The organism is Nocardia sp. NPDC050718, assembly GCF_040654235.1.
Lineage (GTDB): Bacteria > Actinomycetota > Actinomycetes > Mycobacteriales > Mycobacteriaceae > Nocardia.
Map to the genome: position 1 here is coordinate 494,085 of NZ_JBFAHQ010000005.1, position 23,011 is coordinate 517,095.

General features: G+C 69.6%; 27 protein-coding genes. 7 read left to right on the plus strand and 20 right to left on the minus strand.

Features of this window, described 5'->3' with window-relative positions; translation table 11 throughout:
- Positions 1-155: 155 nt before the first annotated feature.
- The 4 genes from modA to AB0H54_RS25065 all read right to left on the minus strand — a co-directional run bounded on the left by modA (position 156) and on the right by AB0H54_RS25065 (position 3,449).
- Positions 156-926 carry a molybdate ABC transporter substrate-binding protein gene (gene modA, locus AB0H54_RS25050; RefSeq protein WP_357348286.1) on the minus strand — a complete coding sequence of 257 codons (771 nt, stop codon included), beginning with the start codon at positions 924-926 and terminating at the stop codon, positions 156-158.
- A gap of 240 nt (positions 927-1,166) precedes the next feature.
- Positions 1,167-2,216, minus strand: a complete 1,050-nt coding sequence (locus AB0H54_RS25055; RefSeq protein ID WP_357348288.1) for an ABC transporter ATP-binding protein — start codon at positions 2,214-2,216, stop codon at positions 1,167-1,169.
- A complete protein-coding gene (gene modB, locus AB0H54_RS25060; RefSeq protein ID WP_357348489.1) occupies positions 2,213-3,025 on the minus strand; it encodes a molybdate ABC transporter permease subunit in 813 nt (270 codons plus the stop codon). The genes AB0H54_RS25055 and modB overlap by 4 nt, the downstream gene beginning before the upstream one ends.
- Positions 3,026-3,050: 25 nt before the next feature.
- Positions 3,051-3,449 carry a TOBE domain-containing protein gene (locus AB0H54_RS25065; protein WP_357348290.1) on the minus strand — a complete coding sequence of 133 codons (399 nt, stop codon included), beginning with the start codon at positions 3,447-3,449 and terminating at the stop codon, positions 3,051-3,053.
- 351 nt (positions 3,450-3,800) lie between these two features.
- Here AB0H54_RS25065 and AB0H54_RS25070 point away from each other — a divergent pair, with 351 nt between their 5' ends.
- Together AB0H54_RS25070 and AB0H54_RS25075 are read left to right on the plus strand one after the other, a co-directional pair.
- Complete coding sequence (locus AB0H54_RS25070) at positions 3,801-4,433, plus strand: methionine biosynthesis protein MetW (protein ID WP_357348292.1); 633 nt, start codon at positions 3,801-3,803, stop codon at positions 4,431-4,433.
- A 159-nt stretch (positions 4,434-4,592) separates the two neighbouring features.
- Positions 4,593-6,878 carry a hypothetical protein gene (locus AB0H54_RS25075; protein WP_357348491.1) on the plus strand — a complete coding sequence of 762 codons (2,286 nt, stop codon included), beginning with the start codon at positions 4,593-4,595 and terminating at the stop codon, positions 6,876-6,878.
- Here AB0H54_RS25075 and AB0H54_RS25080 read toward each other — a convergent pair.
- Positions 6,829-7,503: a thioredoxin domain-containing protein gene (locus AB0H54_RS25080; protein WP_357348294.1), complete on the minus strand. Its 675-nt coding sequence runs from the start codon at positions 7,501-7,503 to the stop codon at positions 6,829-6,831. The two genes, AB0H54_RS25075 and AB0H54_RS25080, sit on opposite strands and share 50 nt — an antisense overlap.
- A gap of 76 nt (positions 7,504-7,579) precedes the next feature.
- Between AB0H54_RS25080 and aac(6') the strand changes: the two genes are divergently transcribed.
- On the plus strand, positions 7,580-8,023 hold the full coding sequence (aac(6'), locus tag AB0H54_RS25085) for an aminoglycoside 6'-N-acetyltransferase (protein WP_357348296.1): 444 nt from the start codon (positions 7,580-7,582) through the stop codon (positions 8,021-8,023).
- 84 nt (positions 8,024-8,107) lie between these two features.
- A complete protein-coding gene (locus AB0H54_RS25090; protein ID WP_357348298.1) occupies positions 8,108-8,434 on the plus strand; it encodes a hypothetical protein in 327 nt (108 codons plus the stop codon).
- Positions 8,435-8,468: 34 nt separating this feature from the next.
- Here the strand turns inward: AB0H54_RS25090 and AB0H54_RS25095 are convergent, their stop codons facing one another.
- Positions 8,469-8,828, minus strand: coding sequence for an Rv2640c family ArsR-like transcriptional regulator (locus AB0H54_RS25095; protein ID WP_357348300.1), 360 nt, complete (start codon positions 8,826-8,828; stop codon positions 8,469-8,471).
- 99 nt (positions 8,829-8,927) lie between these two features.
- Between AB0H54_RS25095 and AB0H54_RS25100 the strand changes: the two genes are divergently transcribed.
- Positions 8,928-9,446 carry an ArsI/CadI family heavy metal resistance metalloenzyme gene (locus AB0H54_RS25100; RefSeq protein ID WP_357348302.1) on the plus strand — a complete coding sequence of 173 codons (519 nt, stop codon included), beginning with the start codon at positions 8,928-8,930 and terminating at the stop codon, positions 9,444-9,446.
- A 93-nt stretch (positions 9,447-9,539) separates the two neighbouring features.
- On the opposite strand, the gene AB0H54_RS25105 is transcribed toward AB0H54_RS25100, so the two are convergent.
- A complete protein-coding gene (locus tag AB0H54_RS25105; RefSeq protein WP_357348304.1) occupies positions 9,540-10,352 on the minus strand; it encodes an SGNH/GDSL hydrolase family protein in 813 nt (270 codons plus the stop codon).
- Positions 10,349-10,765 (minus strand): nuclear transport factor 2 family protein, encoded by a 417-nt coding sequence (locus tag AB0H54_RS25110; protein ID WP_357348306.1) that lies wholly within the window; start codon positions 10,763-10,765, stop codon positions 10,349-10,351. Before AB0H54_RS25110 ends, AB0H54_RS25105 begins: the two co-directional genes overlap by 4 nt.
- Positions 10,766-10,885: 120 nt before the next feature.
- On the opposite strand from AB0H54_RS25110, the gene AB0H54_RS25115 reads away from it, so the two are divergent.
- Positions 10,886-11,485, plus strand: coding sequence for a PadR family transcriptional regulator (locus AB0H54_RS25115; RefSeq protein ID WP_357348308.1), 600 nt, complete (start codon positions 10,886-10,888; stop codon positions 11,483-11,485).
- Positions 11,486-11,539: 54 nt separating this feature from the next.
- Here AB0H54_RS25115 and AB0H54_RS25120 read toward each other — a convergent pair whose 3' ends face one another.
- Positions 11,540-11,686: a hypothetical protein gene (locus AB0H54_RS25120; protein ID WP_357348310.1), complete on the minus strand. Its 147-nt coding sequence runs from the start codon at positions 11,684-11,686 to the stop codon at positions 11,540-11,542.
- Positions 11,687-11,853: 167 nt separating this feature from the next.
- Here AB0H54_RS25120 and AB0H54_RS25125 point away from each other — a divergent pair, with 167 nt between their 5' ends.
- Positions 11,854-13,080 (plus strand): lipase family protein, encoded by a 1,227-nt coding sequence (locus AB0H54_RS25125; protein WP_357348312.1) that lies wholly within the window; start codon positions 11,854-11,856, stop codon positions 13,078-13,080.
- A 2-nt stretch (positions 13,081-13,082) separates the two neighbouring features.
- On the opposite strand, the gene AB0H54_RS25130 is transcribed toward AB0H54_RS25125, so the two are convergent.
- From AB0H54_RS25130 to AB0H54_RS25180, 11 genes are read right to left on the minus strand one after another with little or no spacing between them, the layout of a single operon-like run.
- Positions 13,083-13,214 carry a hypothetical protein gene (locus AB0H54_RS25130; RefSeq protein WP_357348314.1) on the minus strand — a complete coding sequence of 44 codons (132 nt, stop codon included), beginning with the start codon at positions 13,212-13,214 and terminating at the stop codon, positions 13,083-13,085.
- A 4-nt stretch (positions 13,215-13,218) separates the two neighbouring features.
- On the minus strand, positions 13,219-13,809 hold the full coding sequence (locus AB0H54_RS25135; RefSeq protein WP_357348316.1) for an SRPBCC family protein: 591 nt from the start codon (positions 13,807-13,809) through the stop codon (positions 13,219-13,221).
- Between the two features lie 8 nt (positions 13,810-13,817).
- Positions 13,818-14,375 carry a hypothetical protein gene (locus AB0H54_RS25140; protein ID WP_357348318.1) on the minus strand — a complete coding sequence of 186 codons (558 nt, stop codon included), beginning with the start codon at positions 14,373-14,375 and terminating at the stop codon, positions 13,818-13,820.
- 25 nt (positions 14,376-14,400) lie between these two features.
- Positions 14,401-15,675, minus strand: coding sequence for an MCE family protein (locus AB0H54_RS25145; protein WP_357348320.1), 1,275 nt, complete (start codon positions 15,673-15,675; stop codon positions 14,401-14,403).
- Positions 15,672-16,754 carry an MCE family protein gene (locus tag AB0H54_RS25150; protein WP_357348322.1) on the minus strand — a complete coding sequence of 361 codons (1,083 nt, stop codon included), beginning with the start codon at positions 16,752-16,754 and terminating at the stop codon, positions 15,672-15,674. The genes AB0H54_RS25145 and AB0H54_RS25150 overlap by 4 nt, the downstream gene beginning before the upstream one ends.
- Positions 16,751-17,845, minus strand: coding sequence for an MCE family protein (locus tag AB0H54_RS25155; protein WP_357348324.1), 1,095 nt, complete (start codon positions 17,843-17,845; stop codon positions 16,751-16,753). Before AB0H54_RS25155 ends, AB0H54_RS25150 begins: the two co-directional genes overlap by 4 nt.
- Entirely contained in the window at positions 17,845-18,909 is a 1,065-nt protein-coding gene (locus AB0H54_RS25160; protein WP_357348326.1) for an MCE family protein, read from the minus strand. The genes AB0H54_RS25155 and AB0H54_RS25160 overlap by 1 nt, the downstream gene beginning before the upstream one ends.
- Complete coding sequence (locus AB0H54_RS25165) at positions 18,909-19,934, minus strand: MlaD family protein (protein WP_357348328.1); 1,026 nt, start codon at positions 19,932-19,934, stop codon at positions 18,909-18,911. Before AB0H54_RS25165 ends, AB0H54_RS25160 begins: the two co-directional genes overlap by 1 nt.
- A gap of 1 nt (position 19,935) precedes the next feature.
- Positions 19,936-21,300 (minus strand): MCE family protein, encoded by a 1,365-nt coding sequence (locus AB0H54_RS25170; protein WP_357348330.1) that lies wholly within the window; start codon positions 21,298-21,300, stop codon positions 19,936-19,938.
- Positions 21,301-21,309: 9 nt separating this feature from the next.
- Complete coding sequence (locus AB0H54_RS25175; protein ID WP_355276741.1) at positions 21,310-22,173, minus strand: ABC transporter permease; 864 nt, start codon at positions 22,171-22,173, stop codon at positions 21,310-21,312.
- A 1-nt stretch (position 22,174) separates the two neighbouring features.
- Positions 22,175-22,981 (minus strand): ABC transporter permease, encoded by an 807-nt coding sequence (locus tag AB0H54_RS25180; protein WP_357348493.1) that lies wholly within the window; start codon positions 22,979-22,981, stop codon positions 22,175-22,177.
- Positions 22,982-23,011: the final 30 nt, after the last annotated feature.

Genomic DNA, 23,011 nt, shown 5'->3' on the forward strand with positions numbered 1-23,011 from the left:
CGGCCCCTTCGAGCTTCCCACCGCAGGTAGGGGCACGTCCACGGTTTCTTGCCGATCGTTGTCGGCCACCGCACGGGGAGCCCGAGGCCTTCGCCGAGATCCGGGCGGCGGGCCCGGCCGCATGCTCCGAGGCGACCGAGCGGCAGGCTGTGCGGTTACGGGTTGTCGAATCCGGCCTCGGTGAAGACCGCGCGCGCGGAGTCCGAGCCGATGAACTCGACGAACGCCGCGGCGGCCGTGGCGTTGGGCGCCTTGGCCAGCGGCGCGACCGGGTAGTCGTTGATCGCCTTGCTCGATTCGGGGAAGTCGATGCCTTCGACCTTGGTACCGGCGGCGTGCACGTCGGTGCGGTAGACCAGGGCGGCGTCGACCTCGCCGAGAGTCACCTTCGTGAGCACCGCCTTCACATCGGCTTCGCGGGTGTCGGGCTGCGGGGCGATTCCGGCGGTCTCGAACACCGTCTTCGCCGCGGCACCGCAGGGAACCTGCTCGGCGCACAGGGCGATCTTCGGTTCGGTCTTGCCGAAGTCGGCCAGTCCGGTGATGCGGCCGGGGTTCCCGGCGGGCACCGCGATCTCGAGGCGGTTGCGCACGAACGTGACCGGTTTCGCGGTGATCTCCCCCGCGTCGACGACCTGCTGCATGTTCTTGGGCGCGGCCGAGGCGAACACGTCCGCGGGTGCGCCCTGCTTGATCTGCTCGGCCAGCGCGGAGCTGGCGCCGAAGTTGTAGACCACCTTCACCCCGGGATGCGCGGCCTCGAACTGCTTGCCCAGTTCGGTGAAGGTCTCGGTCAGCGAGGCGGCGGCGAATACGGTCACGGTGCCGGTGACCTTGTCGGCCGAGGCGGGTTCGGTCGCGGTGTCGCTTCCGCAGCCGACCGTGGCCAGCGCCAGGGCGCCGGCCATCGCAACGCCACAGACCATGCGAGTCATCTTCAACTTCATCAACTTTCAGCGGTTCCGGTTCAGCGGCTTTTCCTCCGCAAATGCGGATACTCTCGGGCATTCAGATCCCGAAACACGGAGTAGCAGTGCTGATCGTACTTCAACTGCGAATATCGGCATCTCGGATCCGACCGGCGCCCGAACTGGGTTCCGCTACGGCTGCGCGCAGGGTCGAAGGCGTGTGGACGTGGCGGCGGCCGCGACTCCGGACGGTGTCGATCACGCGGGATAGGTGTGGATCTCGGTCGCTTTCACCGAGGCCCACAGCCGCGCTCCGCTGTGCAGGCGCAGGTCGGCGACGGTCGCCGGAGTGATCTCGGCCAGGACCGGCGGGGCGCCGTCGAGCCGGACGCGGGTGGTGTGCGCGTGCTGTTCGAGGCCGGTGACGGTGACCTGCCAGGTGTTGCGCGGGCTGCCGCTGGGGCGTTCGGGATACAGGCTGACCGCGGTGGGGGCGAACGACACGTGGACCGGGCCGTGCGCGGGTTCAGCGATGGTGAAGGCCGCGCCGCCGCCGAGGTCGACCGTGGTGCCCGCGGCCGTGCCCCGATAGAGGTTGAGGCCGACCAGGTCGGCGACGTAGTCGGTGCGGGGGCGGCGGGCGACCTCGCTCGGCGCACCCTGCTGGACGACGGCACCGTTCTCGATGATGATCAGCCGGTCGGCCAGGACCATCGCGTCGAAGGGGTCGTGGGTGACCAGCACGGTGTGGCCGGGGTAGTCGCCGAGGTGATGGGCCAGTTCGGAGCGAACCTGCAGCCGGGTGCCCGCATCGAGCGCGGCCAGCGGTTCGTCGAGCAGCAGCAGGGCCGGGTCGGTCACCAGGGCCCGCGCGAGCGCGACGCGCTGGGCCTGACCGCCCGACAGCGCCCGGGGTTTCGCGTGCAGGTGGTCGCCTAGGCCGACGCGTTCGAGCCAGGCGCCCGCCGCGGCCCGGGCGGTGGTGCGGTGCTGTCCGCGAGCGCGCGGGCCGAAGGCGACGTTGTCCTGGGCGCTCATGTGCGCGAACAGCAGATAGTCCTGGAACACGACGCCGACCTCGCGTCGTTCCGCCGGGACGAACCGGTCCGGCGGCGCGTCCCAGACGTGGTCGTCGAGGACGATCCGCCCGCCGGTGAGCGGGGTGAGCCCGGCCAGCGCCCGCAGGGCGGTGGTCTTGCCCGCGCCGTTGGGTCCCAGCAGGGCGACGACCTCGCCCGGGGCGACCTCGATGGCGATGTCGAGTTCGAACGACGCGCGGGTGACGCGGATGTCGGCGGTGAGGGTCAAAGGGCACCCCGCGTCCACCGGTCCCGCAGGGCGACCAGCACCGCCACCGACACCGCGAGCAGCACGACACTGAGCACGATCGCGTCCTCGGGATCGGTTTCCAAGGCGAGGTAGACGGCCAGCGGCATGGTCGTGGTCGTCCCGGGATAGCTGCCCGCGAAGGTGATGGTCGCGCCGAACTCGCCGAGCGCCCGCGCCCAGCACAGCACCGCGCCCGCGACGACGCCGGGCAGCACCGAGGGCAGCGTGACCCGGCGGAAGGTCAGCCACCGCGACGCGCCGAGGGTGGCGGCGGCCTCCTCGTAGCGTGGATCGGCGCCGCGCAGCGCACCCTCCACCGAGATCACCAGGAACGGCATCGCGACGAACGCCTCGGCCACGATCACGCCGGCGGTGGTGAACGGCAGCGAGAAACCGAACCATTCGTAGAGGTATCGGCCGACCAGACCGCGTCGCCCCAGCACCAGCAGCAGCGCCACACCGCCGACGACCGGCGGCAGCACGAGCGGCACCGTGACCAGCGCACGGACGAACCGCTGACCGCGCACCTCGCCGCGCGCGAGCAACCACGCCAGCGGGATGCCGAGCACCAGGCACACCAGGGTCGCCGAGCTGGCGCAGATCAGCGAGAGCCGCAGCGCCTGCCAGACCTCGGGACTGCTCAACCGCTCCGGCAGGGTCCGCCACGGCGTCCGCAGCAGCAGGCCGAGCAGCGGCAGGGTCAGAAAGACCAGCCCGCACACGGCGGGCACCAGCAGGATCAGCGGCCGTCTGCCGCGCACGGCCCGCCGCCGGGCGACCCGGGTCATGATCCGGCCCGCACGATCGACCTCGTCAGCTTTCCGGAACTTCGACGACGACATGCGTCGACTTGACCGAGGCCACCGCGATACTGCCGACCTCGAGCCCGAGCTCGTCGACCGAATCGCGGCTCATCAGCGACACCAGCTGAAACGGCCCGGCCTGCATCTCGACCTGCGCCATCACGGTGTCCTTCACGATCCGCGTGACGATCCCGCGCAGGCGATTGCGCGCCGAGGACGCGACCGTGATCCCCGGCTCCGGCGCCTCCGCATTGTGTCGCAGGAATTCCGCCAGCACACGACCCTCGACACCCTTGCGCCCGCTGTCGAGCTGGATCGCGGTGAGCCGCCCCTGGTCGATATACCGGCGCACGGTGTCGTCACTGACACCCATCAAGGCCGCAACTTCACTGATCCGCAGATTCGACACGATAGGCAGCATATTCGGAGCACTTGCGGAACGCTCGCACCCCGGTCCCTCGTATTCGGTCCGACGCGACGGGCACTGGATGAACCGGAGTCGACGAGCCGAGGACAATCACGCTTTCGCGTTGCCGCCGCCCCAGGCTCGCAATATCGTGGTGCGCAACCGATCCGGCTGCGGCGCGATGAAGCGCTCGCACCGATGAGACTCACGCCCCGGCCGACCGTTTCCACCACGTCACCGTCCACTCGACGGACCACCCGTAGCCGCACACCGTCGGGTCGACGCCACGACCAGACACCGTTCGCGCCCGCCGTCGGCAGCGCATTCACGCAGTCACCCCGAGCAGGAAAATCTGTGAGCACCACCAGCGTCATCTATCGGCACACGTCTGTCTACAACCTCCTCATGCGCGGGCTCTACGGCCGCCACTACGGAGCCCGATTCGAAGCGATCGCCGCGTTGATCCCCGACGGAGCCGAGGTCCTCGACCTGTGCTGCGGCCCGGCCACCCTCTACACCCGCTACCTGCGCGGAAAGTCGGTCCGCTACAAGGGTTTCGACATCAACGAACGCTTCGTCGACCGGGTGGTCGCCGCGGGCGGAGACGGCCTCGTCTGGAACCTCAGGGAAGACACCGCGCTGCCTCGCGCCGACTACGTCGTCATGCAGGCCAGCCTCTACCACTTCCTGCCCGACCCCGACCCGGTCGTCCGGCGCATGCTCGAGGCCGCCCGCGAGCAGGTGATCATCGCCGAACCGATCCGCAATCTCACCACCAGTTCCAACCGGACTCTCGCGCGATTGTCGGGCCGGTTCACCGACGCGGGCGAGGGCGCTCAGGCGCACCGATTCACCCGCGACACCCTCGACCGGGCACTCGCGCGCTATGCCGACCGCATCGCGTCGACCAGCCTCATCGCCGGCGGCCGCGAGCAGCTGTATGTGCTCACACCGCACCCGCGGGCCCATGTCACCTCGGCGTCCTGACCACCGCGGGCACCGCCATCGCGTCCCCTGCCGAGTGCCGCCCATCGCTGTAGGGTCTGCTGCGTGACCGACAGAGCTGTACCGATCACGGCGGCTGACCCCACTGGCTCCGAATCCCGCGAACGCGAAGCCGGAGAACCGTTCTCCCGATCCGGGAGGATTCGCTGGGGCATCGTCACCGTCGTCGGCACGATCGTCGGCTACCTGGCGGTGCTGCTGGCCGACCCGCGCCACTACTACCTCGACGACACCGAATCCCAGTACACCGGCTTGTGGGTCGGGCTCGGGCGCTCGCTGCGCGCGGGCGATTTCCCCGCGCTGTGGCCCAACCAGTGGATGTCGGGCAACAACACCATGGACGACGCGGGCCTGTTCAACCCCGTGCAGCTGCTGATCGACGTCATCGCGCCGTCGGTGGACAACATGGCCGTCTACGCCACGGTCGTCAAGCTGGTGTTCTCGATTCTGTGCGCGCTCGGCGTCTACCGGATCTGCCTGGTCTATCGAGCGGCTCCCGCGTGGAGCGCCGTCGCCGGTGTCGCGTTCCCGCTGTCCGGGTTCTTCCTCTTCTTCGACCAGGCCAGCTGGATGACGGCGCTGACCGGAACCGCCTGGATGCTGCTGGCCTGGGCCTCGGCCGTGCGCTACACCCGCGGTGACGGCGGACCGATCCCCGTCTTCGTCTTCCTGTACCTGACGATCTCGACGCAATACATCTTCCCCGCCGTCGAGGCCGTGCTGATGTTGTTCGCCATCGCCGTCGGCGAATTGGTCTCCCGGGGCGACTGGCGATCGGTCCTGCGGCTGACGGCCGTGTCGGCGTGCGCTGGCCTGGCCGGGCTGCTCACCTTCCTCCCCTCGATGCTCTCGGCGAAAGTCACCTGGCGCGGTACAGCGCAGATCAACAACGACAATTTCCTCGCGGTGCCGTGGTCGGAATCCCTCAACGCGAGCCTGCCGACGGTGTCACCGGCGTTCACCACCTGGTGGGGCTATATCCAGCCGTTCCCGGTCACCTATGTCGCGTGGTTCCTCATCCCGATCCTGGCGTTCGTCGACTGGGACCGCGCCCGCCGCCACTGGCGCGAACTCACCACCGTGGCCCTGTTCACGATCATGATGCTGATGTGGACGGCGGGCCCCGGCACCATCGGCCCGCTCCGGTGGCCCGCGCGGGTGCTGCCGATGCTCGCGATCGGTCTGCTCGTCCTGGTCTGTGTGCTGGTCGGACGCTTCGGCACCACCGCCAACGCGCGGGCGCGCGGCATCGCCGCCGGCGTGCTGATCGGCTTGCTGTGGATTCGCACCGCCTCCGCGGATCCCGCCGACTGGATCAGCCACGGTGTGGCCGCGGGGTTCGTCGCCGCGGCGGGCGCGGGCGTCTACTGGCTCGCGCGGCATCGCAACACCGCGGCCGCGTGCGCGGCGACCATCGCGGTGATGTTCCCGATCGCCTTCTATCAGGTGGGTCACGCCCTGCCCAACATCATGTCCTACAACCTGCCGACCAGCCGTGCCGAGGCCAAGGCGGTGTTCCCCGACCTGCCCGGGACCACGATCCAGCTCGCCGACCGCGCGCTGCTGCAGCCCGGTGACAAGAGCCTCGACGGCGCGTACGGGTCCCTGGTATTCGGCAACTACGCCAAATCACTCGAGCTCGACTACGTAAACGGCTACACCCCGACCGGCCATTTCTATTTCGGTGAACTGCTGTGCATGCGCTGGGATTCGAGCGTGTGCCCCGATGCCTATCGCCGCATGTTCGCCCCCGAGTCGACGACCGGGCGGCCCCTGGTCGATCTGATGCTGCTGGATCGGGTGGTGCTGCAGAAGGCACTGTTCCCCGAAGCGGGCAACCAATCCGCGCCCACCGGATGGCATTTCGTCCGCTACCCGGATCACGAGCGCTACATCTGGGTGCTGGAACGCGATGGCGGCGCGGTGTCGACGGCCAACGGCCGGGTCTCCGCCCTGCGCGGAGTGTCGGCGACCTCGCTCTCCGAAGCCGATATGTCGAGCACGCTGCGGGTCAGTTCCACCAACGGCGGCCGGATCGTGTTCGCCCGCCTGGCCTGGCCCGGCTACCGGGCCACGCTCGACGGAAAGCCCGTCCCGATCACGACCGTCGCGAAATCGATCACCGCGGTCGACATTCCCGCGGGCACCGACAACGCGGTTCTCGAACTGACGTGGCGCCCACCGGGCTGGAAGATCGGCGCCGCGACGGCTGCCGCCGGCCTGGTGGGCCTGGCGGTGCTGCACTGGCTCTACCTCCGCACCCGCCGCCGCGCCGCTGTCGCGTCACCTCCCGACCACGACGATCTGGTCGCCGCACCGGCCGATGCGCACGCGGATTCAGCCGGGTCGCCGCCCGATCAGACCGACTTGGCGACCGTCATCGCAGCGCCGCGTCCAGAGCGGCGGCCAGGTCGCGTGAACCGCTGACCGTGATCTTCTCGCCGTTGAGGAAGAAGCTGGGGGTGCCCGCCACGCCCAGCGTCAGCCCGTCGTCGAAGTCCGCCTGCACGCGCGCCGCCGTCGCGGGGTCGGCGTAGGCGGAATCGAAAGCTGCCATGTCCAAGCCGATTTCGGCGGCCAGGTTCCGGAACACGGCGTCCTGGGCCACGCGCTTCTCGCCCCAGTCGGCCTGCGTTTCGAACAGGCGTTGATACATCCGCTCGAACCGGCCCTGCCGCGCCGCCGCCTCGGCGGCACGAGCCGCGCGCCCCGAGTTGACGTGCGCCGGAATGGGGAAATAGCGCACAACGAAGCTGACGCGATCGCCGTACTCGGCGCGTAGTCGCTCCATGGCCGGATACATGGCCCCGCAGGCCTCGCACTCGAAGTCCAGGAACTCCACCAGCGTCACCCGCGCCCCGGCGGGGTCCGACAGCCGATGACTGTCCGGCCGGACCGCCATCGCGGGTTGATCGGTCGCGGCGGCTCCCGGCACCGGAGCGCGGTCGTCAGTGCGGGCCGCGGCCAGCACCACGGCGCCGACCACGATGACGAGCACCGTGGCCAGCGTGGTCAGAATCCTGGTGCGGCGGGAGACCGTGCGCGTGTTCACCGACGCCAACTCCTGACAAAAGAGACAAATCGGGCAGATTCGATCATGGCCGCCATGCTAGCCATACAGTGCGGATATGCGGATACACCCCTGCGGGGCGGACGATCTGGACGAGCTGGCGGCCCTGCGCGCGGACCTGTGGCCCGACAGTTCCGTCGACGAGCACCGCGCCGATGCCGGCGAGCACTACGACGGCTCGCGCGCCGCCGCCGCGTTTCTGGCCCGAGACGAGCACGGCACGGCCGTCGGCTTCGGCGAGGTCACCCTGCGCCACGACTACGTCAACGGATGCGAGACCTCACCGGTCGCCTTTCTCGAAGGGCTCTACGTCGTTCCCGCGCACCGGCGCGGCGGAGTAGCGCGCGCTCTGTGCGAAGCGCTGGAGACCTGGGGCCGAGACCAGGGCTGCTCCGAATTCGGTTCCGACGCCCTGCTGGGCAATGCCACGGGGCAGCAGATGCACGCCGCCCTCGGCTTCACCGAACGCGAACGCGTCGTGTACTACCGGAAGATGCTGTAGCAGAGCACTATCGGTGTGGGTGCCCCGGACCGGCAGCAACACGGGCGCGGGTTCGAACACACCCGTCGAAGCGGGGAGGAAACGATGGGAACGAGACGCGCACCGAGCACGCGATGGCGGCTGCCGATCGCGGTCGCGGCCGGCGCCATCGTCGCCGTAGCGGGCCTGATCTTGCTGCGGTGCGTGTACATCGCACTGCGCTCGCGGCTGTCGACCGATCCGCTGACCGATCCCCACGGCTACGAACTCATCGCCGGCACCGTGCTCGCCTTCCCCGCCGCCGCCGTGGTCGCGGTAGCCGCGCCGTTTGTCGTCGCGCCGGGCCCGGGCCGGACACGCTTGGCGAAGACCGTGACGATCCTGCTCGTGGTCCTGACGCCGCTTCCCCTGATAGCGCTGCTCACCGCCTGAACCCGACCTCGAGCCGCACTCGGGCGGCGCCCGATCAGGTGCAGCAGTTGGGATCGAGGACCACGCAGAGCGCGGAGAGGGCGTCGCGGCGGGCGCGGTGGAAGGTGTTCATTCCGCGCCGCTCGGATTCCACCAGGCCCGCCTTGCGGAGCTGGCCGAGGTGATGGGAGACCGTGGACTCACCCAGGCCGACCTCGGCGGCCAGATCGCCGCCGTTGCGTTCCCCCTGCGGGGCGGTGAGCAGCAGCGACAGCAGCCGGACCCGGACCGGGTCGGCGATCGCCTTGAGCCGCAACGCCACTTCGAGCGCGGCGGCGTCGTCGACCGGTCCCGCCGCGACGGGGGCGCAGCAGACCGGGGCGGACATGTCGATCACGGGTAGCGCCTTGGGCATGACATCGACACTACCCGCGGTATTGACATATGTCGAAAAGGTAAGCAGACTCGGCAGCAGAAGTTCTTCGATATATGTCACACAAGTGGAGGTTCGATCATGTCTCGCATCCAGCTCGCCCTCAATGTCGACGACCTCGACACCGCCGTGCGGTTCTACTCGACCCTGTTCGACACCGAACCGGCCAAGCGCAAGCCCGGCTACGCCAACTTCGCCATCACCGATCCCCCGCTCAAGCTCGTCCTGATCGAGAACGCCGGACAGGGCGGGTCCATCAACCACCTCGGCGTCGAGGTCGAAACCTCCGAGCAGGTGCACGGCGAGATCGCCCGACTCTCGGACGCCGGACTGTTCACCGAGGAGCAGATCGCGACCACGTGTTGCTTCGCCACCCAGGACAAGGTGTGGGTGACCGGTCCGGGCACCGAGCGATGGGAGGTCTACACCGTGCTGGCCGACAGCGAAACCTTCGGCACCGCACCCGAACTCGGCCGTGCCGACGCCGAGGCGGTCGAGGTGTGCTGCGGCACCGCCGCCGAAGCCGAGGCCGAGGGCGCGTGCTGCGGCAGCCAGGCCAAGGAGAAGGCCGTGGCGTCCGGCGCCGGCTGCTGCGGCTGATCGGAGCGCCTCGCGACCGTCCGAACCCGCCTTGCCGGGCGCGTCCCCGATGGTGGTGACGCGCCCGTGCCCCCGATGCGGGGAGGCCGCGACCTACGCGGGCGAATCCAGCGTGACCGCGTCGGGCCGCGCCTCGACCGGAGTCAAGGTCGGCCGCTTGGCCACCCGGCCGTCGCCGGACGACTTGCCGGTGAGCCGCCGCAGCACCCACGGCGCGAGAAATCCTGTCACCCAGCGGATTTCGGTGGCGACGGCGGCCACCACACCCCGCTGGGCCGGGTCGGGCGGCAACGGCTCGGTCCAGCCACTGCCGGATCCCGGCAGATCCAGCACTTCGGCCAGCGCGTCCGCGATGCGCTGGTGCCCGAGCGCACTGGCGTGCAGGCGATCCCACGACCACATGCGCGGATCGGTGCACACCGGGTGGGCGGCGGTTTCCGCCACGAGGACGCCGTGTCGTCGCGCCACGGCGCGGATCTCCTCGTTGAGCGCGACGACGCGGCCACCGAGGGGCCTGGTCACGGGGTTGATCCGGGTGATGTCGGGGACGGTCACCGTCGCCACCACCGCGCCCTGCGCGATCAGGGCCGCGAACATCGCGTCGAGGTGGCGGCCCACCGCGCTCGCGTCGAAGTCCGGGCGGAGCAGGTCGTTCACGCCGGCGATCACCGTGGCGACATCGGGGCGCAGCGCCAGCGCGGCCTCGAGCTGCTCGTGGCGCACCTGGCCCGCGAGCTTCCCGCGCACTGCCAGATTCGCGTACCGCACGTCGGGATTCGACCGCGCCATCGCGATCGCGAGCCGGTCGGCGAGGCCGATCAGCCCGGTGTCGTCGGTGCCGTCGCCGACCCCTTCGGACTGACTGTCCCCCAGCGCGACGTAGCGGGCGAACGACGGATCGCTCACGCCGAAGCCTGACTCTCGATCGCCGCGCGGGCTTCCTCCTGGATGCGCGGGTACTGCTCGGCCATCCGGGCGGCCAGCGCCTGGGCCGCCGAGAGCGGTCGCACCATCACCGTGAACTCGTCGATCCTGCCGTCGGCGTCGAAGTGCAGGAAGTCGCAGCCCGTCAGCTGCAAGCCGTTCACGGTGGCCTCGAACACCAGCGCGTGGTCACGGCTCGCCGGGTCGCCGATCTCGCGCACGTAGCGGAAGTCCTCGAACACGCGCAGCACCCCGCGCAGGATCGCCGCCGTCACCGCCTTGCCGGGGTACGGGGCGAACGCCACCGGGCTGGTGAACACCACATCGTCGGCCAGCAACTCTTCCACGTTGTCGAGATTCCTCGCCTCGACCGCGGCCCGAAATCGTTGATGCATCCGTTCCTCCTAAGCAAATAATTGAATAGATTTGATCGAGGCTATCCCGCGTCGACATCGCTGTCCAGGGTGGCGCTATCAGTGTCAGAATTGAATAGTTCAATCCTGTAGAATCGGCCGATGGCGTTACGACATGCGGTACTGGCCACGCTGATGGAAGGCGAGGCGTCCGGCTACGACCTGGCCAAGCTCTTCGACGCGGCGGTCGCGAACTACTGGATGGCGACCCCCCAGCAGCTGTACAAGGAGCTCGAGCGGATGACGGCCGACGGCCTCATCGAGGCGCGGGTGGTCGAGCAGGAGAAGCGCCCGAACAAGCGGCTGCATTCGATCACCGAATCCGGCCGGGAGGCCCTGCGCGCCTTCATCGCCGACTCGACCAAACCCACCGTCATCCGCGACGAGATGCTGGTCAAGGTGCAGGGCATGGACTCCGGCGACGCCCCCGCCGTGGCCGCGGTCCTGATCGAGCGCATCGGCTGGGCGGAGGCGAAGCTCGCCCGCTACGAACGGTCGCGAACCCGCCTGCTCGCAGGCCGCAGCGAGCAGGCCTACCTCAGCGAATCCGCGCACATCGGCCCCTACCTGACCCTGTTGCGCGGCATCGCCTTCGAACAGGAGAACATCCGCTGGGCTCGGTTCAGTCTGGACGCCATCCGACGCCGCGACGCGACTGCGGCCGATCCGGCCGACGGCGAGGACTCGACCACCCGCCGGTGACCACACGACCGGAGCCCGCGTTTCCCGGCGGCGAACGGGCCCGTCGAGCGACGATCAGCGCAGGTACGCGCCGATCCGGTTGCCGAATTCGCAGGCCAGGTGCCACTGGTGTGCGGCGATGCAGAGCCCCGGCATCGCACCGCCGCCGCCGTGGTCCCGGCCGCACGAATCATGAAACTTCTCCTGGTCAGCATCGACCATTCCCTTCGGATACCCGCTGCCCACACCGCACAGCGGGCGGGCGACAGCCCAACAGTTGCGTTACCGAACCGGCATCGGCGAGGGCCTTCCCGCTACCCGGTCCAGTGGCCCGTCGAATGCACTACGCTCGCTCGAACTAGAACAGGTTCCAGGGGTGGGAGCGGGCAATGCGGGTAGTGGAGATCGCGGCGATGCGGGCGGCGGTCGCCGGTGTGGCGTTCGCGCTGGTGGTCGCGTGCGCGGGAGCGGCCGCGGCAGTGCCGCCGCCGGAACAGGATTCGTTCTACGTCGAGCCCGGCGGTCTCGCGGGGGTGGCCGACGGGGCGGTGCTCGCGTCCCGGGTGATCGAACCGGAGTCGTTCGGGCAGCCGCTGCCCGCGCGCGCGTGGCAGGTGCAGTACAAGACGATCGACAATCATGGGGCGCCTCGCGCCTACATCGCGACAGTTCTTGTGCCGCAGCGCGAATGGACCGGAAGTGGTCCGCGTCCGCTGCTGTCGTACCAGGTCGCCGAAGACGGTGTCGGCGCGAAATGCACTCCCTCGTACGCGCTGCGCGGCGGGCTGAACCGCGTTCCGAGCAACGCGTACACCGAGACCGGCATGATCCGGTTCGCGCTGGAACAGGGGTGGGCCGTGGTCGTGCCGGACTTCCAGGGGCCCGACTCCGATCTGTTCGGCGCCGACGGGTACGCCCGCGGCGTGCTGGACGGCATCCGCGCCGCCACGGCGTTCACGCCCGCGGGGATCGATCCCGCGGCGCCGATCGGCCTGTGGGGATACTCCGGCGGGGCGCAGGCCAGCGCCATCGCGGCGCAAGCGCAGCGCACCTATGCCCCGGAGCTCCGGGTGACCGGGGTGGCACTGGGCGGGACCGTGGCGGATCTCGAGGCCACCCTGTCCGGCTTCAGCGGTAGCGCCCTCGGCGGAGCCGTCGTGATCGGGCTGGCGGGGTTGAACCGGTCCTACCCGGACGCCGATATCTCCCGGTACCTCAACGAATACGGCCGCGGCGTGATGGCAGCCGTCGACGCGGAGTGCCTGACCGACGCCGCCGTCGGGTATCCCTTTCTCGACGCGGCCGCGTTGGAGGCGTGGCCCGGATCGATCACGAACAACCCCGAATTGAACGCGGTGGTGCGGCGTGCCAGCCCCCGGTACCGCCCGGGCGCACCCACCGCGCCGACTCTGATCTACCACGCCGTCGCCGACGAATTCGCTCCCGTGGCGGCGGCCCGGGCCTTGGCCGGGAACTACTGTGCCACCGGCATTCCCGTCGAAGTCGTCGAGCATCCGATCGGCGAGCACGGCACCGAAGCCATGGTCGGACTACCCACGGCCCTGACCTACCTGGCCGACCGTTTCGCCGACAAACCGGCGCCGAGCACCTGCTGAGCTCAGGTCATCGTGGTCCGGTCGGACACTCCCCGCCAGCCACAGGGCAGACCACAGGTAGCGACCATCTCGGTCACGATGCGGCCGTCGACGAAGGCCCCGGCGGCGTAGTTCGGCACCGGATTCACGGTCACCTTCTCAGCGGTAGTAGTTCGCCCATCGCCCGAGGACGACCTGGACGAACGGACGGAGGAAGGGCGCCGTCCAGCTCAATGGGACGAAGGCGAAGACGGCGGGCCTGCCCGCGATCGTCCACCGGAGAAGCGTTGCGCCGTCCGGTGTTTCGGTGAGCTGGAACTCCATGGTGTAGGACTCGACGAGCAGCGGGATCGAGGTCTTGACGGCGGCCACGCTCAGGCGGGTGTGCGGATCGCGGCGGGTGACCTGTTCCGCGGCGGCGAAGACGATGGCGTCGAGGGTGCGGACGGTGCCGGGACCACGCGCCTGGTCGCGGTAGCTGACGCCGTCGATCATCGGGATCCAGGTGAAGGCCCCGTCTTCGAGGGCGGACCACACCTCCCAGGGCATGGCGGGGAAGTGCTGCTCGACCGTCATCTGGAAGGTCGGGCGCCGGGATTCGAGCAGCTGGATCGTCGGGTCGTCGACCGGCGCGATCTCGGTGGCGCGCAGGCGGACGGCGCGGCGTTGCAGGACGAGGAGGACGACAAGTCCGCCACCCGCGGCCACGAGGAACGCGCCGAGCGCGGAACCGAGGAGAACGAGCCACATCACGGGTGTCACGGGGCAGGGCGCAGCAGGGGCGAGGAGACTTTGCTGGTCAGCCATCGGTCGCCGGACTTGGTCAGCGACAGGGTGATCGACAGCTGACCGCGGCGGGGCTGCTGCTGCGTCCCGACACTGGCGATGGACTGGTCGACGACGACGATCGCCTCGGCGGTGTCGGTGTCACTGGTGGCGATCGCGCAGTCGACGGTGCCCGCCGTCGACTGCACCCGACCCTGGATCAGCACCTCGCGCAGATCGGCACTGGTGGACTCGAATTCCTGTTTCCAGTCGCCGGTGGCCCGGTCGAGCACGGCGGCGAAGTAGGCATCGAGATCGGTGGCGTTGTAGGTCGACAGCACCGAGCCGTAGGCGCAGGCCGCCGCCCGCGCCTCGGTGCGCGCCCGGTCGAGTTCCCCGGCACGGTGGTGCTGCCAGCCGAAGTACCCACCGGCGGCTGTTCCGCCGATGCCGAAGGCGACGGCCAGGGCGACCACGATCGAGGTGGTGCGATTCCGGCTACGCGATGGTGTTGCCGCGGTGGGGGTTGTCGATTCGTCGGTGTCGGTCATGGGGTTCCTTTCGGTAGCGGGGGCATCAACGGCCGGGCAGCGGCGCGGACCGCTCGTCGCCGGTGCTGCCCGGCGGCGGTCCGGCGGTGTTGTCGGGCGTCGCGGGCCGTGGCGCGTTCGCCGACCCGCGGACCTGCTGCGCGGGATCGCTGGTGACGCAGTAGTTGTAGAGGCGGACGGTGCCGTCGGAGACGGTGGCAGGCGAGACCGGGATGGTGTCGTACTCGCAGAACGGCCGCGGCCAGATGTCCACCATCGTGTGGAAGGCGTTGTCGTGCGCGGGAACTCCGAGCAGAGCCGTGCCCGTGCGCAAGGCCGGGAACAGCGCCGTCAGCGCCGGAGTGCGCAGCCGGGCCGCGCGGGTGATGGCCCGCAGGTTGGTCACCAGGTTCGTGATCGGGTCGGTGGTCTCGGCGACCACCCCGCCGAGCGTCGCCAGCTGTCCGGGGCCGAGGTCGAGCAGGCGCCGCAATTCCTGGTCGGCGGCGGCGAACTGCCCGAACAGCACGCCCGACCCTTCGACGAGCGTGCGCAGGTCCGGCTGGGCATGCGAGGTCGTCTCCGCGATGACCGACAGCTTCTCGACGAGGTTGCGGGTCTGCGGAAGCAGTTCCGTCATCCCCACCATGGCCTGGCTGATCCCGCTGATCACGGTGCGCAACTGGTCCGGCCCACCGGCCAGCGCCCTGTCGAGTTCGGCGACGATGACGTCGAGCCGCTGTGGATTCAGGCCGCCGATGAAACCGGCCGTGTCGGTGAGGAACTCGTCGATGGTGACCGGTGTCGCGGTCCGGTCCCGTTCGACGACCGCGCCGTCGGACAGGTACGGGGCGTCGTTGGAATCGGGCCGGAAATCGAGGTACTGCTCCCCCGCGGCCGACAATCGGGCGACGACGACAGCGCCACCCGCCGGCACGTGATATCCGGCATCGATGTCGACGACGGCGGTGACGCCGGTCTCGGACAACTCCAACGAGCGCACCGTCCCGACCCGCACGCCACGGAAGGTGGCATCGGAATGCTCGAGCAGCCCACCGGAGCCGGCCAGTTCCACCCGGACGGTGATGCTGTCCCGCCGCGGGTCGACCCGGATGACATCGACGAGCAGATATCCGCCGCTCACCAGCAGCGTCAGCACCAGCCCCACCGCCGCGATGCCGTTGACATGGTGTTTCGCCCAGCCCGCGGCCCGGAGCAGGTATTGCGCGGCGACCTCGAGTGCCACACCGGCGAACCAGATTCCGGCGGTGAACACGAGCGCCAGCGTGTACCGGACGCTGCCTCGGGGGTACTCGGTCATCGCCCACCGCCCTGCAATCGGCCGATCACCCGGGCGAGGACTTCGGCGAGGCTGCCGACGAAGGCGCCGGGGTCGGATCCGTCGGGCAACCTGCTGCCCTGCGGGTCGGTCAGGGCGCCGACGCTGAGGTAGGAAATCGTCGCCGCGACCGCGAGGCTGGTGCCCTGGGTGGTCGCCAGCAGCGACGGGTGCAGCGCGTGCAGCTGGTCGAGCGCGCCGGCCAGGTTGTCGCCCATCTGGGTGAAGCCGGTCATCAAGGCCTGCACGCTGTCGAAGAGGCCGACGAAATCCGCGCTGCTGGTGGACGTGAACTCACCCAGCGCGCCGAGGGTGACCGAGACATCGGCGGTGAGCTCGGTGATGGCACGGTTGTTCTCGGTGAGCACCGAGATCAGCGGCGGGAAGGTGTCGGCGGCCTGGCCGAGCTCGGCTCTGCGCTGGTTGAGGGTGACGCTGAGCGCGTCGAGACCGCGCAGGACGGCGTCGATCTGACCGGTTCGTTCGTTGAGCGCGGTGAGCGTGGCGGTCAGCTCGGTCAGCAGGTGCGCGAGCTGGGGACCGCGGCCCGCGAACATCGAGTTCGACTCGCTGGTGATCCGGGCCACCTGGCTGAGCGCGCCGCCGTTGAGCAGCATCGACAGCGACATCATCAGTTCCTCGACCGAGGCGCCCGCCGAGGTGTGGTCCCGGTCGATCACGTCACCGTCGACGAGCATCGGTGTGCCGGAACGGAGTTCGGGCAGCACGATCGCGACGTAGATGTCACCGAGCGGGGTCGGCTGGCGCAGTTCGGCCCGCGATCCGCGCGGCAGCCGGACATCCGCGCGGATCTCCAGGTCGACGGTGGCCACGAAATCGGTGGTGTCGAGGCCGGTGACGACGCCGATGTCGGTCCCGCCGGTCTTCACGTGCGCGCGATCGGGCAGGTTCAGCGCGTTGTCGAACAGCGCCCGCACCGTGTAGGTGGGGCCGTCGAGGCCGGGCTTGGGCAGGGGCATGGAGTCGACGGTCACCGCGCAGCCCGCGACCGAGCAGGCCGCCAGCGCCAGGACCGCCGCGCGGGCGAGCCGGGGCCTCATCGGGTCAGTCCCAGCAGTGCGGCGAACAGTCCGAAGTCGGGCCCGAAGTCCTGGAGCTTGCCGGTCCGGCAGCCGTCGGCCCTGAGCTCGACCCGCTGGCAGAACAGCGCCAGCAACTCGTTGTCGAGCAGGCTCTTGTCCGTCAGCAGGTGCAGGCGCACCGCCTTGGCCTCGGGACTGACCGCGTTGCCGAGGTTGTCGAGGAACAGCGGTGCGATGTCGACGATCTCGGTGAGTCCGCGGGCGTGGTCGCGCATCTGCGCGGTGATCGTGATCAGGCGCAGCAGCGCGTCGGTCAGCGGTTGCTCGTTCTCCCCGACGACGGCGCTGGTGTTGGCGACGAAGTCGTTGACCTGGGTGAGCACGGCCTGTAGTCCCGGGGACTGCTCGCGCATCAGCGTGACCAGCTGGGTGAGGCGGGCGCTGAAGTCACGGACCGTCGCGTCGTTGTCGGCGAGGATCTGGGTGACGTCGTTGAGCCGGACGATCGCGTTGGCGATCTGGTCCTTGTTGGCCAGGGTCACGTCGAAGGCGCCGGCGAGCGCGTCCAGGGTTTCGCGAATGCGGTCACCGTTTCCGTCGAGCAGGGGGAACAGCACGCGGCTCGCCATCGGACCATCGGAGTTGTTGCCCGCCAGTGCCTTTCCGATGTCGTCGAAGTTGCGCAGGATGCGGTCCAGCTCGACCGGTGTCCTGGTGCGGGCGAACGGGATGTGGGCGCCGTCGGACAGGGTGGGGCCGCCGGTGTAGGCGGGGGTGAGTTCGATGTGCCGGTTGGTGATCATCTGCGGGGAGACCAGTGCCGCGATCACGTCGGCGGGCACGTCGACCTCGGGGTCGACGACCATGTGCACCTGCACGTACTCGCCCTTGGGGACCAGCGCGGTCACCCGGCCCACCGGCATGCCGAGGACGGAGACCTCGTTGCCGACGTACAGGCCCGCGACATTCTCGAAGTCCGCCGTGACGGTCTTCTCGCGGCCGAGCAGCCGGTCCGGCAGCGAGGTCAGGGTCTGCGGCAGCGCCGAGCAGCCCGACAACAACAGGGCGACGGCGGCCACGACGGCCAGCCGGACGAATCCTGTGCGCATCAGCGGCACCCCTCTACGGCCTGAACGGCACACAGCCAGTTGTCGGGGAACATCCACGGCAGATAGAGCTCCCCGTACGGGCCGTTGCCGAGGGAGTTGTTGAACTGCCGGAGCGTGACCGGCATGATCTGGAACAGGCTGTCCAGGTTGGCCTTGTTGTTCTGCAGGCCCGCCGACATCGTGTTCAGATCGACGATCAACGGCGCGAGCTGTCCCCCGTTGTCGATGCCCATCGCCTGCAGGTCCTTCGAGACCGCGGCGATACTGTCGAGCAGCTGGGTGACCAGGGTCTGCCGCCGGGCGACCGCGTCGCCGATGGCCTGGCCGCGGGTCAGCAGCAGGAGGACGGCATTCTGGTTGTCGGAGACCACGCTGGAGACCTTGTCGATATTGCGCAGCAGCTGCTCGACCTCGTCCCGGCGCTCGCTGATCACCTGGGCCAGCGAACCCACCGAGTCCAGTGCCGCTGCGGTCAATTGCGGCGAGTCCCCCATCTGTCGGGCGAGGGCGTCCAACGATGCTCGCAGGGCCACGGGGTCCACCCGTTCGAGGTGCTCGAAGGAGTGGGTGTACTTGTCGTCGTTGACGACCTTGGCCAGGTTGTAGGGAACTTCGGTCCGGTCCAGGGGAATTCGCCTGCTCTCCGGCGCCGAGGGCGCGCCCGGATCGAGCTCGACGTGCATCCGGCCGAGGATGGTCGACATCTTGATCGCGGCCCTGGCGTCGTCGCCGACCCGGATGCCGTTGTCGATCGAGAGCGCGGCCTCGATCCGGTCGCCGGCCAGTCGCGTCGACTTCACCGTGCCGACTTCGATGCCCGCGATATCGACGCTGTCGCCGGCGCGGAGCCCGGCGGTCTGGGCGAATTCGGCGTGCACGGTGCGGTTGCCGAGGTCGAATCGGGTGAGCGCGCTCGAGCCGAACAGCAGCACCAGCACCGCCGCGCCCGCGCCCAGGCCGAGCCACCAGTGCCGATTGTCCGCGAAGCTCGGTATCGCCTGCCACAGTCGCCGCGCCGTGGGCAGCAGCGCGCGCAGACGGTCGGATGGTCGGGTGGACGTCATTACCGGCATACCTCCGAATGGGAATTGCCACCGATCTGGGTCAACATCCCGGGCGGCAGCACCACACCCCACAGCGAGACGTCGAGACTGCAGACATAGGAGTTGATGTAGGTGCCGTTGCCGCTGATCCGGGCGAGGCCGGCCAGGACGAACGGCAGTTCGGCGGCGGTGATGTCGAGCCGCGCGCCATTGGCGATCAGCAGGCGCACACCCTCGTTCGCGGACTGCTGCGCCTGCGCGAGTCCGGGCCTGATCCGGGCGATGAGATCGGCGAGCTGCCGGGTCGACCCCGAGGCCTGCTCGACCGCGGACGCGAGGGTCGTGCCCTGCTCGTAGAGCTCGACGGTGAGGGTGCGGGACTGGGTGATCAGTGTCTCCAGCTCACCGCTGCGGTTGGCCAGACCCTCCACCACCCCACCGAGATTGGTGATCACCTGCCCGAGGATCTCGTCCCGGTCGCGGAAGGTGCTCGCCAGTTGCGCGGCCTGAGTGACCAGCGCGCTGAGCGATACCCCGTCACCCTGGAGAGCTTGAATCAGGGTGTGCGACAACGAGTTGATGTCGTCGGGCTCCAGGGTCGCGAACAATGGTTCGAAGCCCGCCAGCACCGTGGACACGTCGAAGGACGATTCGGTGCGCTCGTAGGGAATGGTCCCCTCCGGCGGCAGCCGGTTCCCGCCCCGGTCCCCGGCGGCCAGCGCGACATACCGCTGCCCGATCAGGTTCTGGTAGCGGATCAGCGCCTTGGTCGTGGTGGTGAGCTGATGGCGTGACTGCACGCGCAGCACCACCGACGCGCGGCGGTCGGCGTCGAGTTCGATGGCATCCACGCGGCCGACGCGGATTCCGGCCATGCGGACGTCGTCGCCCACGCGCAGACCGAGGACATTGCCGAACGTCGCGGTGTAGCGGACGGTGTCGCCGCTGACTCCGCGCTGCAAGGTCGAGAAGATCGTGTAACTGGCCACCAGGGCCAGCCCGACGAACAGCGTCAAGATGAGCAGGGCGGTGCGGGTTTTCATCATGTCAGTTCCCCATCGGCGGTGCGTCGGCGTAGGTGACCTGGACTGCCCCGTCGGCCAGGACCGGCGTGAGCAGCACCAGTTGCGCGGCGTTCGGCGGTCGCCCGACAAGCGCCTCGATGGCTTCGACGCCGTGCAGCGACGCCGGTGCGGTGGCCGACGCCGGGGCGGCGGGGCCGGGGACGACCGCGCTCGGTGTCAGGCCGGGAATCGCCGGGAGGCCGGGGACCGCGGGCGGCGGGCCCGCCGCTTCCAGCCTGCCCGGCAGCAGCTGGGTCGGAATGTGCTGTTCCGGCGCGGTATACGGCACCGTCGCTCCGCCACAGCGCGGCCCGGACAGGCTGCCGTATCGGGGGCAGTCAGCGGCGGTGTACTGAGTGAAAGGGGTGAAGCTGACGTCGACGACCCAGCGCATCTGCCGGTCGGGTCCCCAGTTGAAGACGGTCGCCAGCTTGCTCAGCGCGATGTCGAGATTGGCGACCGCGGTGCCGATAGCACCGGAGTCGGCGGCCAGCGCACCGAAGGTCTCGTGCAGCCCGCCGACCAGTTCCGGGCCCGCGTCCGGATTGCGCGCGAAGAGGGTGTTGGTGACGCCGACCGCGCCGCGCGCGGCGGTCAGCAGCGCGATCAGGTTCGCGCGCTTCTCGGTGAGGGTGCGCGCCGCGGTCACCGACGAGACGAGGGTGTCGACCAGCTGCGGCGCGGACTCGTTGACGGCCGACGCCGCGGCACCGAGATCGCCGAGCAGGTCACCGATCCCCGGTGTCGCCCGGACCTGGGTGGTCCAGGTGTCGAGTCGTTCGATGGTGGAGCCGGGCATGCGGTAGCTGGGGTCGAGCGCGTCGGCCAGCGTGCCGAGGACGGTGGCCAGCCGGATCGGATCGATGGCGTCGAGCACGGTCCGCAGGGTGGTCAGGGTCGTCTGCAACTGGGCGCCGACCTCGCTGGTGTCCTGGGTGACGGTGGCGCCGTCGCGCAGCGGGTCCGGCGCGGGGCCGTTGTCGACGAGTTCGACGGCCGTGACGCCGAAGATGTTGTTCGGCACCACCCTGACGGTGACCGTGGCGGGAATACGCTGGGCCAGTGCGGGTTCGATGCGCAACCGCACCTCCTGACGCTCGCCCCGCGCGGCGATGTCGGTGCCGGCGACCTGGCCGACCAGCACCCCGCGGAAGGTGACGTCGGCGCGCTGGGGGACGCCGTCGCCGGTGCTGGTCATCCGCGCGGTCACCTCGACGGTGTCGAGGAACGCGCCGTTGTAGCGCAGTCCGAGCAGGTAGACGACCGCGGCGAGGAGCACCGCGATGAGCACGCCGAACAGGCCGAGTCGCAACGCACTCGGGCCGCGGCCGCTGGGATCGAGAATCATGGTCGCCGCCTATCCCGTGATCCGGATGCCCGGGTCGATCCCCCAGATCGACAGGGAGAACAGAAGATTGACGAACACGACGGTGACGATGGTCATCCGGATCGCCCGGCCGGAGGCGACGCCGACACCCTCGGGTCCGCCCGCCGCGGTGAAGCCGTAGTAGCACTGGATGAAGGTCGCCACTGCGGCGAAGACGATGATCTTGAGGATCGAATAGGCCACGTCCACCGGGTCGAGGAACTGGTGGAAGTAGTGGTCATAGGTGCCCAGCGTCGTCCCGCCGAGGAAGGCCACGGTGAATCGCGTCGCGAGGTAGGCGACGGCCAGGCCCGCGGTGTAGAGCGGCACGATGGCGACGACCGCCGCCAGCATCCGCGTCGTGATCAGGTAGGGCAGCGGCCGGATGGCGATGGACTCCAGGGCGTCGATCTCCTCGGAGATGCGCATCGAGCCCAGCTGCGCGGTGAACCGGCAGCCGGCCTGGGCGCCGAACGCGAGCGTCGCCAGCAGCGGCGCCAGTTCCCGCGTGGTGGCGAATCCGGAGATCGCGCCGGTCAGCGGGCTCATGGTGAGCAGATTCAGCGCGGTGTGCGACTCCATGCCGACGGTGATCCCGCCGAAACCGCAGAGGATCACCACGACGCCGATCACGCCGCCGCCGACGATCAACGAGCCGTTGCCGAAGCTCACGTCGGTGATCAGCCGCAGCAGCTCCTTCCGATAATGCTTGAGCACGAAGGGAACAGCCGCGACCGCCTGCAGGAACACCAGTCCCTGATGGCCGAGCCGCACCGGCACGGTCGCCGGCGCGGTGGCGGCGGCGCGCAGCCGGGAGAGCGGCCGCAACAGTGGTGGAACGTAACCGGACGCCATCTCAGAGCACCTTCGACGGGAACACCGCGTTGTAGAGCTGGGTGAGGATGATGTTGGCCGCGAACAGGACGATCGCGGAGTTGACGACCGCCGAGTTCACCGCGTCGGCCACGCCCGCCGGTCCGCCCCGGGTGTGCAGCCCGGTGTCGCAGGCGATGATCGCCGCCAGCGCGCCGAAGACCGCGGCCTTGACCATCGCGACGACCAGATCGGCGGCCACCGCGAAGGAGGCGAAGGTGCCGACATAGGAGCCCGGTGTCCCGTCCTGGATGTAGACGTTGAACACGTAGCCGGTCGCGAAACCGACGAAAACGACCAGCCCGCACAGCAGGGTGCTGATCACGACGGCCGCGGCCAGGCGCGGGGCGACCAGGCGGCGGACGGGATCGACGCCCATCACGACCATGGCGTCGATCTCCTCCCGGATGGTGCGCGAACCGAGATCCGCGCAGATCGCCGACCCCACCGCGCCGGCGATCATCAGCGAGGTCACCAGCGGGGCGCCCTGGCGGATGATGCCGAGCCCGTTGACCGCGCCGATGAAGGTGGTCGCCCCGACCTGGCTGACGAGCGAACCGACCTGGATCGACACCACGACGGCGATGGGAACGGCGACCAGCAGCGTCGGCGTCGCCGACACACTGGCCATGAACGCGCACTGCTTGACGAATTCCGTGGCCGGAAAACGCCGGGTGACCAGCGCGCGGATCAGTTCGGCCAGCGCCCGCCCTGTCATCAGGACCTGGCGCCCGGCCGTCTCGACGGCCCGTTGCGGGTGGTCGCGCCAGTAGGTCAGCCCGAAGGCGATGACCTGATCACGGGCATCTCCGCCCGGTGG

What these genes read in the sequence shown, in the direction of transcription:
- AB0H54_RS25110 (WP_357348306.1), bottom strand. Translation starts at nt 10,765, where the DNA reads ATGCATCAACGATTTCGGGCCGCGGTCGAGGCGAGGAATCTCGACAAC.
- AB0H54_RS25140 (WP_357348318.1), bottom strand. Translation starts at nt 14,375, where the DNA reads ATGACCGACACCGACGAATCGACAACCCCCACCGCGGCAACACCATCG.
- AB0H54_RS25170 (WP_357348330.1), bottom strand. Translation starts at nt 21,300, where the DNA reads ATGATTCTCGATCCCAGCGGCCGCGGCCCGAGTGCGTTGCGACTCGGC.
- AB0H54_RS25165 (WP_357348328.1), bottom strand. Translation starts at nt 19,934, where the DNA reads ATGATGAAAACCCGCACCGCCCTGCTCATCTTGACGCTGTTCGTCGGG.
- AB0H54_RS25115 (WP_357348308.1), top strand. Translation starts at nt 10,886, where the DNA reads ATGGCGTTACGACATGCGGTACTGGCCACGCTGATGGAAGGCGAGGCG.
- AB0H54_RS25150 (WP_357348322.1), bottom strand. Translation starts at nt 16,754, where the DNA reads ATGAGGCCCCGGCTCGCCCGCGCGGCGGTCCTGGCGCTGGCGGCCTGC.
- AB0H54_RS25120 (WP_357348310.1), bottom strand. Translation starts at nt 11,686, where the DNA reads ATGGTCGATGCTGACCAGGAGAAGTTTCATGATTCGTGCGGCCGGGAC.
- AB0H54_RS25090 (WP_357348298.1), top strand. Translation starts at nt 8,108, where the DNA reads ATGGGAACGAGACGCGCACCGAGCACGCGATGGCGGCTGCCGATCGCG.
- AB0H54_RS25160 (WP_357348326.1), bottom strand. Translation starts at nt 18,909, where the DNA reads ATGACGTCCACCCGACCATCCGACCGTCTGCGCGCGCTGCTGCCCACG.
- AB0H54_RS25155 (WP_357348324.1), bottom strand. Translation starts at nt 17,845, where the DNA reads ATGCGCACAGGATTCGTCCGGCTGGCCGTCGTGGCCGCCGTCGCCCTG.
- AB0H54_RS25125 (WP_357348312.1), top strand. Translation starts at nt 11,854, where the DNA reads ATGCGGGTAGTGGAGATCGCGGCGATGCGGGCGGCGGTCGCCGGTGTG.
- modA (WP_357348286.1), bottom strand. Translation starts at nt 926, where the DNA reads ATGGTCTGTGGCGTTGCGATGGCCGGCGCCCTGGCGCTGGCCACGGTC.
- AB0H54_RS25175 (WP_355276741.1), bottom strand. Translation starts at nt 22,173, where the DNA reads ATGGCGTCCGGTTACGTTCCACCACTGTTGCGGCCGCTCTCCCGGCTG.
- modB (WP_357348489.1), bottom strand. Translation starts at nt 3,025, where the DNA reads ATGACCCGGGTCGCCCGGCGGCGGGCCGTGCGCGGCAGACGGCCGCTG.
- AB0H54_RS25095 (WP_357348300.1), bottom strand. Translation starts at nt 8,828, where the DNA reads ATGCCCAAGGCGCTACCCGTGATCGACATGTCCGCCCCGGTCTGCTGC.
- AB0H54_RS25135 (WP_357348316.1), bottom strand. Translation starts at nt 13,809, where the DNA reads ATGTGGCTCGTTCTCCTCGGTTCCGCGCTCGGCGCGTTCCTCGTGGCC.
- AB0H54_RS25145 (WP_357348320.1), bottom strand. Translation starts at nt 15,675, where the DNA reads ATGACCGAGTACCCCCGAGGCAGCGTCCGGTACACGCTGGCGCTCGTG.
- AB0H54_RS25100 (WP_357348302.1), top strand. Translation starts at nt 8,928, where the DNA reads ATGTCTCGCATCCAGCTCGCCCTCAATGTCGACGACCTCGACACCGCC.